Genomic DNA, 18,831 nt, shown 5'->3' on the forward strand with positions numbered 1-18,831 from the left:
CGTCACCGCCCCGGCACGCCCTCCTCGACGAGTAGTGCGACGGGCAACGCGGTCAATACGTCTTGCACGAAAAGATTTCCGTCGTCATCGACCTTCGGCGCACCGGGGCTCAACCAATCGAACAGGGCACGCGAGGCGAGCGCCGGCGGCAGTTCGACGCGTGTGTCCTGCCACACCGCTGGATCGGCGAGCGGTACATCGCTTTCAGGCGCGAGGAGCCCACAGGCAAACCGCGTGGCGATGGCAATGGCGTACGCATCCCCGTGCCGACGCGCGAACGCGACGACGTGCCGTGCGTAAGTCCCCTGCACGGAAAGCGGGATATACGACCCCTCGAGGAAAAGCGCCGGCGATACGGCGCGCAGCGTGAGCGCGCGATGGATGACGCCAAGCTTCACGCGCCCGTCGCGCCAGTTCGAAAGCTGTTCGCTCGGCGGCGTATCGACGAGCATCGCTCGACGCAGCGCGAAATCGACAGGCCGGCGATTGTCGGGATCGACGAGGCTGAAGTCCCAAAGCTCGGTGCCTTGAAAAAGATCGGGCACCCCGGGCGCCGCGATGCGCAGCATCGTTTGCAACAGACTATTGACGGCGCCCGCGCGGCTCACGCGAGCAACGAACTGCGAGAGCTCGCGCAGGAAACCGTCGCGCCGCTGCGGCGCGAGTATGTCGAAGAGAAAGTCGCGCGATGCCGCTTCGTATTCCAAGTCGGGCGCATACCAAGTCGTCCTTAGCTTCGCTTCTCGCAGCGCTTTCAACTGCCACTGCGCGACGCGCTCGGCGAACGCTTCGACGCCCGCGGCGTCGGATGGATCAAGATCGTACGGCCAGCAACCGACGAGCGTTTGATAGAGCATCGCCTCGGCCGCGGCGCCGGGAGCCCATCCGTGCGAGAGGCGGTAGGCTACGTCGCCCGCCGGCGGCTCCGCGGCCGCCCGTGCCAGTGCCCCTGGCGCTTCGCGACGATGGGGCGCATTCAATGTCGACCAGGCACGCAAGGTGGCACCCCATTCGCTTGCGATTTCGCTCAACACCGCGAGCCGCGCACGAACGTCTTCGCCGCGCTTGTGATCGTGCGTGGCCGTCGCGACGAGCGCATGCGGAAAGCGTTGCTGGCGGGCGAGATTGGTTTCGTGAAACGCTTCGACCGAAAGCGAGAAGTCGCCCGGATCGGCCCCGACTTCGTTGCGCGAAAACAGCCGGCCATATCGATAGAATGCGGTGTCCTCGACGGCCTTCGCGGCTAGCGGCGCGGTCAGTTGCGCAAAGAGCGCGCACGCGGTGCGCCGTTCGCGATTCGGGGTCGACGTCCTGGCGGCATCCGCTCCGCTCGCCGCTTCGGCGCTCGTACCTGCGCCTGCCGGCGCCGGCGCCTGCGCTTGCGGCCCAGGGCCGCCGAGCCATTCGTCGAGTTTAGCCAGCACGCCGTGATAGGCCGCCGGCAATACCGCGCGTGCGGCTTCGTAGGCCGTGCGGAAGTAGCGCTCATCGGCCTCCGTACGGAGACCGTTGACCGGGTAGAACCGATACACCGGGAAATGAACGGCCAGCTCGATCAGCGCGCGACGAATCGCAAGGAATGTGAAGTCGCGCGTGGCCGGCTGCTCGCGCGCCAGCCGGTGCAGGGCGCGCGTTGCTCTATCGAGCTCGGCCGGGAGGTTTTCGGCGAGCACCTGCCGGCGCGCGGCGAGCACTTCCTGGGCGAAGGTCGTTTCGCTCGCGGCCAATTCGTTCCATGTCGCCGTCAGCGCGGCCTCGCCCTCGGGATCGTGCAGCAGGGCGCCGACATCGTTCATGAAGTCGTAACCCGTCGTGCCATCGACCGGCCAATCGGCGGGCAACGCTTCGCCGCGCGCAAGAATCTTTTCGACGACGACATAGGCGCGTGTGCCGTCGAGCTGGGGCGGACGCTGCGTTTCACGTTCGGCGAGTCGCTCGCGCAAGCGTTGACAGTACTCGCGCGGATCGAGCAGACCATCGATATGGTCGATGCGCACGCCGTCGATGACGCCTTCGGCGAAAAGCCGCAAGATGAGCGCGTGCGCGGCCTCGAACACTTCAGTGCGTTCGGCCCGCACGGCCGCGAGCGTCGAAATGTCGAAAAAGCGCCGCCAGTTCACCTCGTCGGCGGCGGTGCGCCACCAGGCCAGGCGAAAGTACTGCCTCTCGAGCAGCCGATGGAGGCGCTCGCGCGAGGGGGGCGTATCGGGCGAATAGGCGGCGAGCGCGTTGTCGATGGCAGCGCGGCCGTGCGCGTCGACGAACGCGTGCAACGCTTCCAACGCGTCTTGCGCGCGCGGCCGTTCGTCGGGCTGCGCCGTGAGTCCGTCGAAATGCGCGGCCAACACCTTCAGCGCCTCGCGTTCGCGGTCTTGCTCCGCCGTCGGCCGAGCCTTGCCGGCCTCGGCGCGTTTAGCGTCATCCCTGAGCGCCTTTCCATCGATAGCGGTCCGCAAGATCGTCGCGTAATCGACGGGACAGATCGGAAACAGGTGCTCGGCGTAGCGCGCGACAATGCGCGTGAGCTCCGTGTCGAACGATAGCGTGATGCGACCGGCCATCAACTCCTCGCCGTACTGCGCACCGAGACAAGGCGCGAGCACTTTGCCGCGCAACGCGGGGTCGGGTGAGTGCCAGTCAATGTCGAAGTAACGCGCATGCGCGCTGTGCCTGCCCCATTCGAGGATGTCGAGCCACCACGCGTTATGGCTGCCCGCGATGCCCATGTGGTTCGGCACGATGTCGGCGACGATGCCCATCTGCCGGGCGCGCAAATCAGCGGCGAGTCGCTTCAATGCGGGCTCGCCGCCGAGCTCGGGGTTGACGTTGCCGTAGTCGACCGTGTCGTAGCCGTGCATCGAGCCGGGCACGGCAGTCGTGATCGGCGACAGATAGAGATGGCTCACGCCGAGCGCCGAGAAGTAGTCGACATGCGCGGCAGCATCGTCGAACGTGAAGCCGCGATGCAGCTGCAACCTGAGCGTGGAGCGCGGCAGCGTCATGATGCGCGGGGCGGCTCGGGCGCCGCGGGGCCGCCCGCCGCGCTCGCCCGGACGCGCGCAATCGCGAGCAGGCGATCGGCGAACGCGGCGTCGGCGAACAGTGCGTCGACAGGGGCGCCCACGCGGCGGCGCCAGTTCGGATGCTCGTCGATCGAGCCGGGCAGATTCGGCTGCTCGGCGAGTCCGAGCAGATCTTCGAGCGGGTACAGGGCGAGCGGCGTCGGCGTGGACGCGACGAACGCGAGCGCTTCGTCCACGGGCGGCTCTTCGAGCGGCGGCGCGCCGACATCGCGCGCGGCAATGCCGGCCTGCTGCAACGCATGCCAGAGCGCCTCGCGGTCCGTCGCACGCTCGGCTTGCGCTACGGCGACGGGGTCTTTGCCGTCAGGGCGCGCCGCGGTCTGGCCTATGCGGCTGCGCCACTCGATGTCGTGTCCTTCCCACCAGCCGGCAACGGTCGGCAGATCGTGCGTCGTTGTCATTGCAACCGAACTCGCTCCCCATTGCTCGGGCGCGCGGAATCCGCCGTCCTCCTCGTTGCGCTCGAACCAAAGAACGCGCATCCCGAGCAGACCATGCTCCGCGAGGCGATCGCGCAGGCCCGCCGGCACGGTGCCGAGGTCTTCGCCGATCACGATCGCTCGATGCCTCCACGATTCGAGCGCGATAAGTCGCAGCAAATCGTCGATGGGGTAGCTGAGGTAAGCCCCATCGGCCGGGGACGCGCCTTCGGGAACGAGCCACAGACGCCGCAGACCGAGTACGTGATCGATGCGCAATCCGCCCGCATGCGCGAACGTGGCACGGAGCATATCGATAAATGCCGTGAAGCCCTGGTTGCGCATTGCGCGTGGCGAGAACGTCGTCAAGCCCCACGCTTGTCCGGCTTGATTGAAGAGGTCGGGCGGGGCGCCGACGGAGACGCCCTCCAGCATGTCGTCGCGGTACGACCAGGCGTGGCTGCCGGCTCCGTCGCAACCGACCGCGAGATCGGCGACGAGCCCGATCGCCATGCCGGCATCGCGCGCGGCCCGCTGAGCCTCCGAGAGGCCTGCCGCCGCGAGCCATTGCATGAACAGATGGAAGTCGATTTCCTGTCTGTGTTCACGCGCAAACGCGTCGACTTCGGCTCGTCGCGGGTCGGTCAATTCAGCCGGCCATCGGCGCCAATGCGTTTGTCCGTGCTCGGCTCGCTGGCGCGCGTCGAGCGCCTCGAAACGCGCGTGGTCTTCGAGCGCTCGGCCGCCCTGCGCGCAAAAGGCATCGAATTGCGCTGCCAGTGGGCTGCGTTGATTGCAATCGTGAGCCCTGAAGCGGTCGAACAGCGCCCTCAAAACCTTGAGCCGCAGCGTAACGGCGCGAGGCCAATCGACGAGCGGCTCGCTCTCGAGCGCGGCCCACGCCGCGCCGGCGCCGAGCGCGTCCAGCGTTTCGCGCAGAGCCTCGTCGCCGAGCACGGCCGCGGGGTCGATGTGAGCCACGTTCAGGAAAAGACGTGAAGACGGCGAGTAGGGGCTGAACTTGCCCGGGTCGGCACTGAACATCGCATGCGCGGGACTGATCGCCAGCGCGTGCGCCCCTCGGCGCGCGCTCTCGGCCGCGAATGCGGCGAGCGCCGAATAGTCGCCGATGCCCCCATCGCCTGCGCGACGCAGCCCGTAAAGTTGGGCACCGATGCCCCATAGCGCCGGCGCTTCGCCGCCTTCCACGCCTGCCGCGAGGCACGCGTCGCTGACGGTGTGGCACCGCGAGGGCGCAACGGCAAGCGTGATGTGGCGATCGTTGAGCACGAGCTGGTGGTAGCCCGGCTCGGCGATCGGCGCAAGCAGTGCCGATTGGGCTCTCGGCGCGCTGAGACGGCCGTCGATGACTTCGCCGCTCTCGAGCTCGATTCGATATCGAGTGCCCGCTTCGATGGCTGCGGCGGGCAGCGCGATTGCGCGATCGCATTCGGCGGTGACGAGCGGAGGCAACGCGCCATGTTGGTGTTCGGCGTCGAGCGCGGCAAGGCTCTCGGCGGCTTCCTCGCGCGTGGCGCAGGGCAGTCCGAGCGCGGCGAGCAGGGCGGCCAGCGTTTCGGAGGGCACGCGGCGCTTGCGGCGATGCGCGTCTTCCCAATGCACCGAGAATCCCGCTCGCGTGGCGACGCGCTCGATGGCTTGACGCGCGGAACGAGCGGAGCGCCGCGACTCGGGCGACGGCGCGGGTGTCGGCGGTTGCGTCGGCGCATTCACGCGTTGTTCTCCCGCGGCTGAAGCACGCGCGAATCGTGCCGCAATGCGTAGCTGTTGACGTCGCCGGTCAGCCACGCGATGCATGCATAGGGGGGCAAGTCGCCCGCTTCCACGGTATCGCGCGAACGCGGAGGCGTTTCGAAAACGACCATGCCGTCGGGGCGCTCAGCGAACGGCAGTGCATCCGGCGTCAGGTTCAGCGCGATGGCGAGCGTCTCGCCGTCCGAAAGCCGCCAGCGCGCAACAAGCGCGTTCGCTTCGTGGCCGTTGCGCATAGCGAGCACGGAGGCGCCGAGGGAGCGTGCTTGCGTGATGCGTGGCGCAATCAGCTTGGCCCGCACGGCAAGCGCCGAGCGGTAGAAGTGAAGCCATGCATCGCGCTCGCCGCCGGCATTGCCGTTACCCGTCGTCGTCGCTTCGCAACTGCCGTTTTCGGCGGGCGGCGACGATAGCGCGAACGTCTGTACGGCGTTGGGATCGGGAATGCGCGCACGCCGCTCCGCATCGCTGAATGCAGAAAATTTCGCGAACTCGCGGCGGCGTCCCTCGCGCACCGCATCGGCGAGTTCGCCGTCGTAGTCGGTGAAATAAAGGAACGGTTGCGTCGAGCCGTGCTCTTCTTCCATGAAGAGGAGAGGAATTTGCGGCGACAGCAGCATGAGCCCTGTCGCCGCCAGCAGTGCCTGCGGCGCGCAGAGCGTGCGCAGCCGTTCGCCGAACGCGCGATTGCCGATTTGATCGTGGTTCTGCAGGAACATCACGAACGAAGTCGGCGCAAGGTGGCCGCTGGGCTCGCCGCGCGGCGCGCCGTCGTGGATCGGCGACGGCTCTCCCTGGTAGGCGAAACCCTCGGCCAGCACGCGCGCGAGTTTGCGGATCGGCTCGTCGGCATACGCGCGGTAATAGCCTTCGTGCTCGCCGGTCAGCAGCACGTGTAACGCGTTGTGCGCATCGTCATTCCATTGAGCGTCGAAATGGCCCTGCAAAAGGCTCGCCGTGTTGTGCTCGTTTTCGAGCACGAGATGCACGTGGCGCCCCGGCTCCGTGGTGCGACGTATGCGGTCCGCCAGCTCGCGCAGCCATTCGTCGTCGCCTATGGCATGGACGGCATCAATTCGCAAGCCGTCGAAACGATATTCCTGGAGCCAGTAAAGCGCGTTTTGGGCGAAAAACTCGCGCGTCTCGAGGCGGCGAAAGTCGATGGCCGGACCCCACGGTGTGATCACGTCCTCGCGAAAGAACTGGGGTGCGTACGAAGGCAGATAGTTGCCATCCGGGCCGAAATGGTTGTAGACGACGTCGATGAGCACGGCGAGTCCAAGCTCGTGCGCGCGATCGATCATCGACTTGAGGTCTTCGGGGCGGCCGTAGGCCGAATCAGGCGCGAACGGAAGTGTTCCATCGTATCCCCAGTTGCGGCGGCCAGGGAAATCGTTGATCGGCATCAGCTCGATGGCCGTGACGCCGAGTTCGGCGATGCGGGGCAGGCGCTTGGCCACGCTCTCGTAGCCGCCGAGCGTACCGACGTGCAGTTCGTAGACGACCATTTCTTCCCATGGCCGACCGAGCCACTGCGATTGCTGCCAGACATAGGCGCGCGGATCGATCACCTCGCTCGGCCCATGCACGTCCTCGGGTTGAAACCGTGAGGCGGGATCGGGAACGGCGGGCCCGTCGGGGCCGCCGAGCCGATAGCGATAGCGCGCGCCTGCACCGCATTGGGCTTGCGCTTGGAACCAACCGTTGCCCGCCGGCGTCATTTCGACAGCGACCGTCGTGGAGGCGTATTCGATTTCCACGCTGACCGCCGAGTACGCTGGCGCCCAGAAGCGAAACCGCGTGTGTGGCGGCGCGCCGGAAGCGGCATCGATCAGATGGGCGCCGAACGGCAGGCAGTGCGCGTGACGCTGCTGCCGGCGATCGAGCGGATGTTCGGACATGGGGCTCATCCTTGTCTTTGCGTCGTCACCGATAAAAAGTGTAGGTCGGTCTGAGGCCGGCCGTAGCGTCGTCCTGGCTCTAGGGTTGAACGTGCTCTCCGAGCGATCGGGCGACAAGGACGGCGAAGCCGTGCTCACCGAGCTCGAGCGCGTCGCTCTCGAGCGGATGCGGCTCGGCCCCGGGCGCCGTCGTATCGAGCAGCACGTTCCATTCCAGACGGGGAGCCGGCGGCAGGAACGATAGGGGCGTATCGGCGCCGTTGAATATCATCAGCAGCACCTCGGTCGCGCCGTCGAGCCCCGCGCCCGCGCGACGCAGTACCAACGCGCGGCCTTCCGGGTCTTGCCACACTTCGCTCGTGAGCGGCTCGCCTCGCTCGTCGAACCATCCGACGTCCTTGATGCCGGCCAGCACTTCGTTGTCGCCATGCAGAAAGCGGCTATCGCGCAAGAGCGGATGATTCTTGCGCAAGGCGATGAGGCGCGCGGTGAACGAAGCGAGCGATCGCGCCTCTTCCGTATCGGCTTGGACCCAGTCGAGCCACGATGTTTCGTTGTCCTGACAATAAGCGTTGTTGTTGCCCTTCTGCGTGCGCCCGAACTCGTCGCCTGCCGTGAGCATCGGCGTGCCGAGCGACGTGAAGAGGCAGGCGAGCATGGAGCGCATGACGCGGCGGCGCGTTTCGTTGATCGTCGCGTCCTCGGTCGGCCCTTCGGCCCCCCAGTTCGAGCTGCAATTCTCGTTGTGGCCGTCCGCGTTGTTTTCGCCGTTCGCTTCGTTGTGCTTTTGCTCGTACGAAACGAGGTCGGCGAGCGTGAAGCCGTCATGCGAGGCGAGGAAGTTGATCGAGGCCCACGGCCGCCTGTAGCGGTGATTGAACAGGTCCGCCGAGCCGGTGATGCGTGCCGCCAGTTCGGCGCGCATGCCCGCGTCCCCGCGCCAGAAACGCCTCACGCAGTCGCGAAATTTGTCGTTCCATTCGGCGAAACCAGGTGGATGCCGGCCGACCTGATAGCCGCCGGGCCCGACGTCCCACGGTTCCGAAATGAGCTTACGCAGCGACAATACCGGGTCCTGGCGAATCGCATCGAAAAAGCCCGAACCAGGATCGAAGCCGTGGCCTTCGCGCCCGAGCGTCGCGCCGAGGTCGAAGCGAAAGCCATCGACGTGATAGGCGGTCGTCCAGTAGCGCAGCGAGTCCATGACCATCTGCAACACGCGCGGGTGCGAGAGATTGACGGTGTTGCCGCATCCCGTGTCGTTGATGTAGTGACGCTCGTCGCCGGGAATCAACCGGTAGTAGCTTGCGTTGTCGAGACCGCGCCAGGAGACGGTCGGCCCGAGCTCGTTGCCCTCGCAGGTGTGGTTGTAGACGACATCGAGAATGACCTCGATGCCGGCGGCATGGAGCTGACGAACCGCAATGCGCATTTCGGAAAGACGCCGAGTCGAGAGGTAAGTCGGATGCGGCGCGAAAAACGCGGCCGTGTTGTAGCCCCAGTAATTCGTGAGATGCCGTTCGAGCAGGAAGCGCTCGTCGAGGAACGCGTGTACCGGCAACAGCTCGATCGCGGTGATGCCCAGCTTGACCAGATGATCGACGAAGCCCGGCGAGGCGAGTGCCGCAAAGCTGCCGCGTTCGTGCGGGCGCAGCTCGCCGTTCATCATCGAGACGCCGCGCAGATGCGCTTCGTAGATGACCGTTTCGCACCACGGCACGTCGGGTCGAGCGTCGCGCGACCAGTCGAATGCTTCGTCGATGACGACAGATTTCGGCACGGCCGGCGCTGAATCGCGGCGATCGAAGGAAAGATCGAGCCGGCTAGAGTGGACGCGATAGCCGAACATTGCGTCCGACCAGCGGAACCCGCCCGTCAACTTCTTCGCGTACGGATCGAGCAGCAGCTTGTGCGGATTGAAGCGATGCCCGTGATGCGGCTGATAGGGTCCATGCGCGCGATAGCCGTACACGGTACCCGGGTGCGCGCGGGGCAGGTAGCCGTGCCAGACTTCGTCGGTGCACTCGGGAAGAGGCAGCCGTCCAAGCTCTCTATGACCGGTCGGATCGAAGACGCAGAGTTCGACGCGCTGCGCGTTCGCGGAAAACACGGCGAAGTTCACCCCGAGACCATCCCACGTCGCGCCGAGCGGGTGCGGCGTACCGGTTTCGAGCCGGTCGGGTAAAGAGTTCGCCATTCGCTTGCCCCCGTTGTCCCTTGTTCGTTGATATGGACGTCACCGCACGCCCGTTTCAGGGCGCGCGCAGCACGATTGTCGCGAGTGGCGGCAGCACGAGCACGGCCGATTGCGGCTTACCGTGACTCGCAATGCTTTCGGTCACGATCGTCCCGCCGTTGCCGACGTTCGAGCCGCCATAGACGCTTGCATCCGTATTGAGAATTTCGGCCCAGTGCCCCGCGCGTTGCAGGCCGATCCGGTAGCCGTGGCGCGGCACGGGCGTGAAATTGCAGACGATCGTCAACTCCGCGCCGTTGCCGTCGCAGCGTCGATAGGCAAAGACGCTGTTGGCGCTGTCGTCGCCGATGAGCCATTCGAAGCCGCCAGGTTCCGAGTCGGTGGCATAGAGCGCCGGTTCGCTCGCATAGATGCGATTGAGGTCGCGAACGAGCATTTGCACGCCGTGATGCATCGGATCGTCGAGCAGATGCCAGCGCGGCGAGCCGTCGTGATCGAACTCCGCGTCCTGCGCGAACTCGCCGCCCATGAAAAGCAGCTTCTTGCCCGGATGCGTCCACATGAAGCCGAAGTAGGCGCGCAGATTGGCGAAGCGCTGCCAGCGATCTCCGGGCATCTTGCCGAGCAGCGAACCCTTGCCGTGGACGACTTCGTCGTGTGAGAGCGGCAGCACGAAGCGTTCGGAGTAGGCGTAGATCATCCCGAACGTCATGCTGTGATGGTGATAGCGGCGGTAGACCGGATCCTCGTGCATGTAGTTGAGCGTGTCGTGCATCCACCCCATGTTCCATTTGAAGTTGAATCCAAGCCCGCCTTGCTCGACCGGCGCGCTGACGCCAGGCCATGCCGTCGATTCCTCGGCCACCGTGATCGCGCCGGGCACGCCGGGCGCATAAGCGACTTCATGATTGACGCGTTTGAGGAAGCTGATCGCTTCGAGGTTCTCGCGGCCTCCGTAGATGTTCGGCACCCACTCGCCGGCCGCGCGCGAGTAGTCGCGATAGAGCATCGAGGCAACGGCGTCCACGCGCAGTCCGTCGACGTGATAGCGCAAAAGCCATGCGAGCGCCGAGGCGATGAGGAACGCGCTGACCTCGTTGCGACCGAGGTTGTAGATCATCGTGTTCCAGTCCTGGTGATACCCCTCGCGCGGATCGGAATGCTCGTAGAGCGCGGTGCCGTCGAACTGGATAAGGCCATGCGCATCGTTCGGAAAGTGCGCGCTGACCCAATCGATGATCACGCCGAGGCCCGCCTCGTGCGCGCGGTTGACGAACTCGGCGAAGCCCTCCGGCGGACCGTAGCGAGCCGACGGCGCGAAAGGCGAAAGCGGCTGATAGCCCCATGATCCGCCGAACGGATGCTCGGCGATCGGCAGAAATTCCACATGGGTGAAGCCCATGCCGAGTGCATACGGGATCAGCCGATCCGCGAGTTCGGACCAATTCAGGCCGCGCCGGCCTTCCTCCTCGACACGCAGCCACGACTCTGCGTGCACTTCATAGATCATGATGGGCGCATGCGGCGTCTGCAGCGCCGCGCGCTTCGTCATCCATTCGCCGTCGGTCCAGGCGAACTGCTCGATGCGGCTTACCTCGGCGACGATCGATGCCGTTGCCGGCGTGCGTTCCGTCTGCATCGCGCAGGGATCGGCTTTCAGCGGGAGCGTACGGCCGTCGTGGCCGACGATTTCGTACTTGTAGCGCCCTCCGGCAGCGAGCCGCGGCACGAAGAGCTCCCAGACGCCCGCGACGTGCCGTAGACGCATCGGATGCCGGCGGCCGTCCCAGGTGTTGAAATCGCCGACCACCGAGACCCGCCGGGCGTTCGGCGCCCACACCGCGAAGCGTACGCCGGGGATGCCGTCCATCGTGCAGGGGCGGGCGCCGAGACATTGCAGCACCGCATAGGGATCGGAGCGCGCGAGTCGGTTGAGCGCGTCTTCGTCGAGCACGGGGCCGAACGAATAGGTGTCCTCGATGTCCTGCTCGACACCGTGCCAGTCGATACGCAGCCGATAGGGCGCCGCACGCTCGACGAATCCGGCGAAAAGACCGGACGGATCGATCGAGGCTAGCCGACCGAGGATCGCGCCGCTATCGCGCTCGATGACGGCGACCGCGGCGGCGCCCGGGAGCATCGCCCGTACGACGTAGCCGTCCGTCGTGCGATGCAGGCCGAGCTTCGAGAACGGATCGGGGTGCTGCGCGTCGACGAGCGCTTGAATGTCGAGCTTGTCGAGCCCGGCGGTGGGGTCGCGCTCGGCGATCGAATGAATGCGAGAGAGGGTGGATTGCTCGTTCATGGCGCGAACCCATGGAAATCAAGGCGATGGGGAAGGCGTACCGGCGCCGTCGTTGCCGTTTTGACGTTTGCCATCGCTGCCGTTACCGCCGCTGTCGCCGCCCTCCTCTCCGTTGTCGGCAGGCGCGGCCGGCTCACCGAGCAGCCGGCTCGCGAGCGCCGCGAGCCCGCGCACGGGAAGCCCGAGCCACGCGGGCCGGTTCGCGGCTTCGTAGCGGACCTCGTAAGCAGCCTTCTCGATGAGGAAAAGGTCGAGCAGCGCCGCCTCGGCTTCCACCGAGACGAGCGGCTTGACCGCCCGGCTCACGGCCTCGCGATAGCCCGCGAGGAAGCTCTCCTCGCCGCGCTCGCGGAAGTATTCATAGAGCGTGCGCTTGCGGTCAGCCGCCTGCGCCGTCAAGGTTTCGAGCGTCGGCTGGGCCGCCGCGCTCGCATACGAGAGCGAGCGCAGGAGCCCCGCCACGTCGACGAGCGGACTTCGCTTCATACGCCGCTCCTCGAGGGGGCGCGCCGGTTCGCCCTCGAAGTCGATCAGATACGCATCGTTCTGCGCGACGAGGACCTGACCGAGGTGAAAATCGCCGTGAACACGGATGCGCAGGGCATCGATTTCGAGCGGCACGTGGGTCTCGAGCGCCTGCACGAGACGCTCGCGCATCTGCATGAGACGTTGGGCCGGCGCGCGCGTCTGCTCGGGCAGATGTTCGCCCGGCTTCGCGAGCTCCGCGGCGAGCACGTCGAACGCGCCGGCGAGCATCGATTGGGCCCCGTCGATCCAGTCGCGCACGTCGGTCGGCGTGACGGCCTCCGGCGCGAAGGCGGGATCGTCGCTGGGCGCGGCGAGCGCGGCATGCAACTCGCCGAGCCGCCGGCCGATGGTGCCGGTGAGGGCGCAGTAGCCCAGGATCTTTTCCGCATCGGGCTCGTCCGTCTCCGCGGCCAGCACCATTTCTTCGATGACGCGGCGCAAGTAATCGAGCGCCCAGTTCCAGGCATCGCCCTGATTGTCGATGAAGCCCTGAATCAGGACGAGCGTGTGCGGCACACCGGCCGGATCGACGCGAACCACTTCGCCGTAAAGAGGCGCCGTATTGGCATAGCCGATCTCGGTCAGATGTCGGCTCATTTCAGCTTCCGGGTGGATCCCGCCGACTACGCGCCGCACGAGCTTGAGAACCGCGCGCTCGGCGACGATGAGCGAGCTGTTGGTCTGTTCGGCGGAGATCCAGCGGATTTCCGGTGTTTCGCCCAGGTCGTCGAGCTCGCCGAAACGCGCGGTCGGGATGAAGCGGATCTCGCTTTTTTGCACCGTCTGTATCGCGGCGTGCTCGTGCATCTTTTTCAGCACGCCGTGCGCGAACTGCGGCAACGAGAATGCGTCCGTCAGGTGCCCGATCGTGCGTCCGCGCCGTACCCGCGCGAGCGCGAGCTGCGTGAAGAGCGGCACTGTCGTGTCCGCGCCCCAGGTGATCGCGAGCGGCAGCACATAGCGCTCGGTATGCGTGCCGACGTCGGCCTCGATCTCCGTGAACGCGAAGCCCGCTTGGGGGATCGTCGTCAACGCCGCGAGCCGCACGGCTTTCAGTCTTTGGTCCTTCGAGGCGAACCAGCGGCGCCGGCTCAGATACGAGGGCAGCACTTCCGATTCGAGCAACCGCACGTTCTCGGGCGTCGGCCCCGTCTGCTCGGCGCGAATGACGAGCGTGACGAACTCCGGCAATTGCTCGGGGCCCGGCTGAGCCCAGGCGGGACGATCCTCGCGGCTGCAGAGAAGGAACCAGAGGAAGCCGTAAGGCGGGAACGTCAGCAGATAAGTGAGCTGGCCGATGGCCGGAAACACCGAGTCCGCCGTCATTTCGATCGGGACGCGGCCGGCGAACTCGGAGAGGTCGAGCTCGACCGCCTGCGGCGCACGCGAGAGATTGGCCACGCAAAGGATGGGCGGATGGCCATCGAGCTCGCGCAGATACGCGAGAATTTTGCGATTCGAGGGCTTCAGAAAACGAATGCTGCCGCGGCCGAACGTATGCGTCGAGCGACGCGTGGCGAGCATGCGGCGCGTCCAGTTCAGCAACGAATGCGGATCGCGTGTTTGCGCTTCGACGTTGACGGCGTCGAATCCGTAAAGCGTGCCCATCAGCGGCGGCAAAACGAGCTGCTCCGGATCCGCGCGCGAGAAGCCGCCGTTACGATCGGACGACCACTGCATGGGAGTGCGCACGCCGTCTCGATCGCCGAGGTGGATGTTGTCGCCCATGCCGAGCTCGTCGCCGTAGTAGATGACGGGCGTGCCCGGCATGGAGAGCAGCACCGAGTTGATGAGCTCGATGCGGCGCCTGTCGCGCTCCATGAGCGGCGCGAGCCGCCGGCGAATGCCGAGGTTGAGCCGTGCGCGCCGATCGCTCGCATAGGCGTTCCAGAGGTAGTCGCGCTCGGAGTCCGTCACCATCTCGAGCGTCAGCTCGTCATGATTGCGCAGGAAGACCGCCCATTGACAGCTCGGCGGCAGCTCCGGCGTCTGCTTCATGATGTCGGTGATCGGAAAGCGGTCCTCGCTCGCGATCGCCATATAAATGCGCGGCATTAGCGGGAAGTGGAACGCCATGTGGCATTCATCCTCGTTGCCGAAATACTCCTGCACGTCTTCGGGCCATTGATTGGCTTCGGCGAGCAGCATCCGGTTCGGATACTCCGCGTCGATCGTCGCGCGAATCTTCTTCAGAATCGCATGGGTCTCGGGCAGGTTCTCATTGCTCGTCCCCTCGCGCTCGACGAGGTAGGGCACGGCGTCGAGCCTCAATCCGTCGATGCCCATGTCGAGCCAGAAGCGCATGACCGAGAGCACTTCGCGCAGCACCGCCGGGTTGTCGAAGTTGAGGTCGGGCTGGTGAGAGTAGAAGCGATGCCAGTAGTAGGCGCCCGCGACAGGATCGTGCGTCCAGTTCGAGGGCTCGGTGTCGATGAAGATGACACGCGTGCCCAGATATTTCTGATCGGTGTCGGACCAGACGTAATAGTTGCGATAGTTCGATCCCGCCTTCGCGCGCCGCGCTCGTTGAAACCACGGATGCTGGTCCGACGTGTGATTGATGACGAGCTCGGTCACGACGCGGATGCCGCGCGCATGCGCGCCTTGAATAAAGCGGCGCACATCGGAGAGCGTCCCGTAATCGGGATGGACGCCTCGATAGTCGGCGATGTCATAGCCGTCGTCGCGGCGCGGCGAAGGATAGAACGGGAGCAGCCAGACCGTGTCGACGCCGAGCTCCGCGATGTAGTCGAGCTTCGCGATGAGGCCCTGGAAATCGCCGACGCCGTCGTTGTTTGCGTCGAAGAACGACTTCACGTGGACTTGGTAGATGATCGCGTCTTTGTACCAAAGAGGATCGTCGGCAAGCGGCGAGCGCTTCAAGCGGCGGCTGCCTCGCACCCGGGCGGCATGCACCGCGCTTTCGGCTTTTGCCGTTTCGGTCCCGCGCGGGGCGGACGGCGTGTGTGCCGGCGGCGTATCGATGTGTTGCTCTTCTCGCTTCATGGTCAATCTCCCCCCGGGGTGCCGACGCTCGCCGCGCCCGCCTCCACGTGAGCGCGTGCGTCGCGCGGCAATCCCGCCGCCGGCGCAATGCGCCATATCGCGAAAGGCCGCGTATCCGGCTCGAGGCGAATGTGCTGGCGGCGTCCACGCCATTCAGAGCGCGCGCCGCTCATGAGATCCGTCACAGCGAGCGCATCCCAGTCGTGCATGCGCCAGCGATCGAGCGTTTGCCATGGCAGATCGATATCGGCTTCCTGCGGCGCGGACGGATCGAGGCTGATAGCCACCAGGATTACGTTGTCGCGTGCCGCCGTCGCCTTTTCGAAAAAGAGAATGCTGTCGTTGTGAGCGGGCAGGAACGTGAGGCCCAGGTGCGTCTGCAGAGCTAGGTTGGACCTGCGGATTCGATTGAGCGCCGTAATGGTGTCGACGATGTTGCCGGGCCGATTCCAGTCCCACGCGCGCAACTGGTACTTCTCCGAGTCGAGGTATTCCTCGCTGTTCGGCAGCGGTGTCGACTCGCAAAGCTCGAAGCCGCAGTAGACCCCCCATAGCCCGGACAGTGTCGCCGCCAGCGCCGCGCGAATCATGAACCCGCCGCGGCCCGAAGCCTGCAGATGGCGCGGATTGATATCGGGCGTATTGACGAAGAACTGAGGGCGGAAATACTCGCGCGCGTTCGTTTGCGTGAGCTCCGTCAGATAGTCGATGAAGTCCCGCTTCGATTCGCGCCATGTGAAGTACGTGTACGACTGCGAGAAGCCGAGCTTCGCGAGCCGGTACATGAGGCGCGGGCGCGTGAAAGCCTCCGAAAGAAAAATGATGTCGGGGTGCTGCGCGCGAATGTCGGCGATCATCCATTCCCAGAACGGCAACGGCTTCGTGTGCGGATTGTCGACGCGGAAGATGCGCACGCCCGCGTCGATCCAGAAGCTGATGACATCGCGCAAGGCGAGCCACAGCGCGGGCTTCGCGTCATGCGCATAGAACTCGGGGTTGACGATGTCCTGGTATTTCTTCGGCGGGTTCTCCGCGTAGCGGAGCGTGCCGTCGGGACGCCAGGCGAACCACGATGCATGCTCGCTCAGCCACGGATGATCGGGCGCGCACTGTATCGCGAAGTCGAGCGCGATCTCGAGGCCGTGCTCGTGGGCCGCTCGCAGCATTCGCTTGAAATCGTCGAGCGTGCCGAGCTCGGGATGCACCGCCGTGTGGCCGCCTTCTTCGCTGCCGATGGCATAGGGGCTGCCCACGTCGCCAGGTTGCGCGTTGAGCGTGTTGTTGCGCCCCTTCCGATTGACTTTGCCGATCGGATGGATCGGTGGAAAGTACAGTACGTCGAAGCCCATGTCGCGAATGCGCGGCAGCTTCGCGATGACGTCGTCGAAAGTGCCGTGGCGGTTCGCATCGTCGCTCATCGAACGCGGGAATATCTCGTACCAGCTTGCGAAACGAGCGGCGCTGCGTTCCGCGTCGATGCGGTAGACGGTCGCATCGCGCGAGAGGAATGGGCGATGGCGCGCGAGCGCGACGACTTCCGCCGTTTCGGGGGCGAGCAGAAGATCGAGTCGTGCCGGCGAGCTGGCGTGCATGAACTGCGTGGCGAGCTCTTTCAATCGATCGATCGCCGTTCGCTGAGCCTCGTGCGCGCGATGCTCATGACGAATCTCCTGGTGCTCGCCGGTGGCGTCGGCCGTCTCGGCTTCGGCCAGCACGCGCGCAATGAAATGCCGCGCTTCCTCGAGCTCGAGATCGACGGCCTGATTTGCGTTGAGCTTTTTGCGGACGTGATCGACGAGCGAGGCGAAATCGTCGCGCCAGGCGATCACGGTGAACTCGTAGCGCCCCACGCGAGTCGGCGTGATGCGCGCATGCCAGAGATCCAGGCCCGCGGGCTCGGCCGGCGTCATGCTCGTCTCACGCCACGCGACTTCATCGACGGCGCGCCAGATGACGGCGGCGGCGATCTTGTCGTGTCCCTCGCCGAAGATGGCGGCGCTGATCTCCACTTCTTCGCCGACGACGCGCTTGGCGACGAAGCGCCCGCCATCGATCGATGGCGAAACGCTTTCGATCGCGATGCGCGGCGCGGCGATCGCTTCGAGGATGGCCGCCGTCGCGGCGCGCTTCGAGCCATGCCGCATCGTGACGCTTGGATTCGCGCTCGCGCGAAAAAGCCGCGCTTCTCCGGGGGCGAGCAGGAACGGTTCGAGCGGCTCGGCCGGCGTCGTGCAGGCGCTCGTCATCGGCTTGAACGCGGTGAAGCTGCCAGGCACGCCGTCGAGAAAGCGAGCCGGGTCCACGAAGGCCGGCGTGTTGAGGTCGGGATTCGCGATCAGCAGCGCGGCTTCGCGCGCGTTGCGCAGGTCGCGGCATTCGCCGCGCAGCAGGGCCGCGACGTTCGCGCCCGCGCCCGACAGCGCACGCAGCTCACCCGTCGTTCGCAACACCGGCGTGTGTTGCTGCAACGAGTTCGCCTGCGCGATTTCGGCGCCCAAATCGAATTGTGCCGCCGCGCATGCCTTGCGGTACTGCTCGGGGCTGCCCGATCGGTAGGAAAGCGGTTCCGCGATGCCGTATTCGAAGCCCATTGGCAAGAGCCATCCCGTGCCGAGCGCAACGGCGGCCGCGATGGCACGGCGATAGGCGCGCTCGACGACGACGGCATCGCTTGCCCCTGTGAGCTCCGATGCGAGACGTGAACCATAAGGCGCTTCGGGGAACGCGATCGGTGCGGCGACCTGCACGAGTGCGGCGTGCTCGTCGGCGAGCCAATCTTCGCGGAAGTCCCACCAGCGGACGGACGAGAACACGCTGTCGAAACGAGCCTCCGCGAGTCGGCTGACCTCGCTTCGCGCGAGGCCGGGCGTGGCGGCGAGAAAGCGCGCATCCGGATGACGCGTGCGCACGGCCGCGCCGAGTTCGCGCCAGACGTCGATGGGTACGTGATGAGGAGAATCGAAGCGAAAGCCGGCGACGCCCGCTTGCACGAGCGCCAGGAGTCGTTCGCTCCACCAGGCGCCGAGTTGAGCGGCCGCCGCCGGGTCGTCGAAGTTCGCATAGGCCGCGTTGTCTTCGCCGCGTGTGTGGCGTGGGTCGAGGCGCGCGTGCTCGGGCTCGAACGGTCTGAACCAGTGCGGATGGTCGCGGTAGAGTTCGCCGTCGGCCGCCACGCGATCGAGGACAAGATCGACGAGCAGCGCAAGCCCTTGCTCGCGTGCCGCATCGGCGAGCCGACGCAAGGTCTCGTCGGCATCGCGCTCGGATGCGAGAGCGGGATGGAGCCGGCGATGGTCGGCCACGAGCTGCAAATGGCCCGCAGCCCCCGACGCGAACGGCGAGCCGATCAGGACATGATCGAAGCCGAGCGTGGCGGCGTGCTCGAGTTGGGCCGACCAGGCGTCGAGCGGCCCGACGAGCAGAGGATGGATGAAGTAGATCCGCGGCGCATACGCTTGTGGTCGTTCCATAGGTGAACAGCCCCCGGTGGCGGACGGCGATGTGGATGGCACGCACTGCGCGCGATCGCATCGCCGAACAAGGCGGCGCTTGATGGCGCGCAGTGCGGTGACGTTCCTTCGGCGTCGGTCCACGTTGGCGGCGACCTTCAGCGCGCGAA

Annotated in this window: 7 protein-coding genes; all 7 read right to left on the reverse strand. The window is 66.0% G+C overall.

The window, feature by feature from the left end:
• Positions 1 to 2 precede the first annotated feature (2 nt).
• Positions 3 to 3,002: a malto-oligosyltrehalose synthase gene (gene treY, locus B0G57_RS22025; RefSeq protein ID WP_018439779.1), complete on the reverse strand. Its 3,000-nt coding sequence runs from the start codon at positions 3,000 to 3,002 to the stop codon at positions 3 to 5.
• Positions 2,999 to 5,236 (reverse strand): 4-alpha-glucanotransferase, encoded by a 2,238-nt coding sequence (gene malQ, locus B0G57_RS22030; protein ID WP_018439778.1) that lies wholly within the window; start codon positions 5,234 to 5,236, stop codon positions 2,999 to 3,001. Before malQ ends, treY begins: the two co-directional genes overlap by 4 nt.
• Positions 5,233 to 7,176, reverse strand: a complete 1,944-nt coding sequence (gene treZ, locus B0G57_RS22035) for a malto-oligosyltrehalose trehalohydrolase (RefSeq protein WP_018439777.1) — start codon at positions 7,174 to 7,176, stop codon at positions 5,233 to 5,235. Before treZ ends, malQ begins: the two co-directional genes overlap by 4 nt.
• 79 nt (positions 7,177 to 7,255) lie before the next feature.
• Positions 7,256 to 9,373 (reverse strand): glycogen debranching protein GlgX, encoded by a 2,118-nt coding sequence (glgX, locus tag B0G57_RS22040; protein ID WP_018439776.1) that lies wholly within the window; start codon positions 9,371 to 9,373, stop codon positions 7,256 to 7,258.
• Positions 9,374 to 9,428: 55 nt separating this feature from the next.
• The gene (glgB, locus tag B0G57_RS22045) at positions 9,429 to 11,642 is read right to left on the reverse strand and encodes a 1,4-alpha-glucan branching protein GlgB (protein ID WP_026229510.1); all 2,214 of its coding nucleotides are present in this window, start codon (positions 11,640 to 11,642) and stop codon (positions 9,429 to 9,431) included.
• A 54-nt stretch (positions 11,643 to 11,696) separates the two neighbouring features.
• Complete coding sequence (gene treS, locus B0G57_RS22050; RefSeq protein ID WP_051089989.1) at positions 11,697 to 15,212, reverse strand: maltose alpha-D-glucosyltransferase; 3,516 nt, start codon at positions 15,210 to 15,212, stop codon at positions 11,697 to 11,699.
• A 2-nt stretch (positions 15,213 to 15,214) separates the two neighbouring features.
• On the reverse strand, positions 15,215 to 18,682 hold the full coding sequence (locus B0G57_RS22055) for a maltotransferase domain-containing protein (RefSeq protein WP_018439773.1): 3,468 nt from the start codon (positions 18,680 to 18,682) through the stop codon (positions 15,215 to 15,217).
• Positions 18,683 to 18,831 lie beyond the last annotated feature (149 nt).

The sequence above is a fragment of the Trinickia symbiotica genome (assembly GCF_002934455.1).
Taxonomy (GTDB): domain Bacteria; phylum Pseudomonadota; class Gammaproteobacteria; order Burkholderiales; family Burkholderiaceae; genus Trinickia; species Trinickia symbiotica.

Excerpts from the sequence above, each read along its gene's own strand:
- treY (WP_018439779.1), bottom strand. The coding sequence starts at position 3,002 with ATGACGCTGCCGCGCTCCACGCTCAGGTTGCAGCTGCATCGCGGCTTC.
- treZ (WP_018439777.1), bottom strand. The coding sequence starts at position 7,176 with ATGTCCGAACATCCGCTCGATCGCCGGCAGCAGCGTCACGCGCACTGC.
- glgX (WP_018439776.1), bottom strand. The coding sequence starts at position 9,373 with ATGGCGAACTCTTTACCCGACCGGCTCGAAACCGGTACGCCGCACCCG.
- treS (WP_051089989.1), bottom strand. The coding sequence starts at position 15,212 with ATGAAGCGAGAAGAGCAACACATCGATACGCCGCCGGCACACACGCCG.
- B0G57_RS22055 (WP_018439773.1), bottom strand. The coding sequence starts at position 18,682 with ATGGAACGACCACAAGCGTATGCGCCGCGGATCTACTTCATCCATCCT.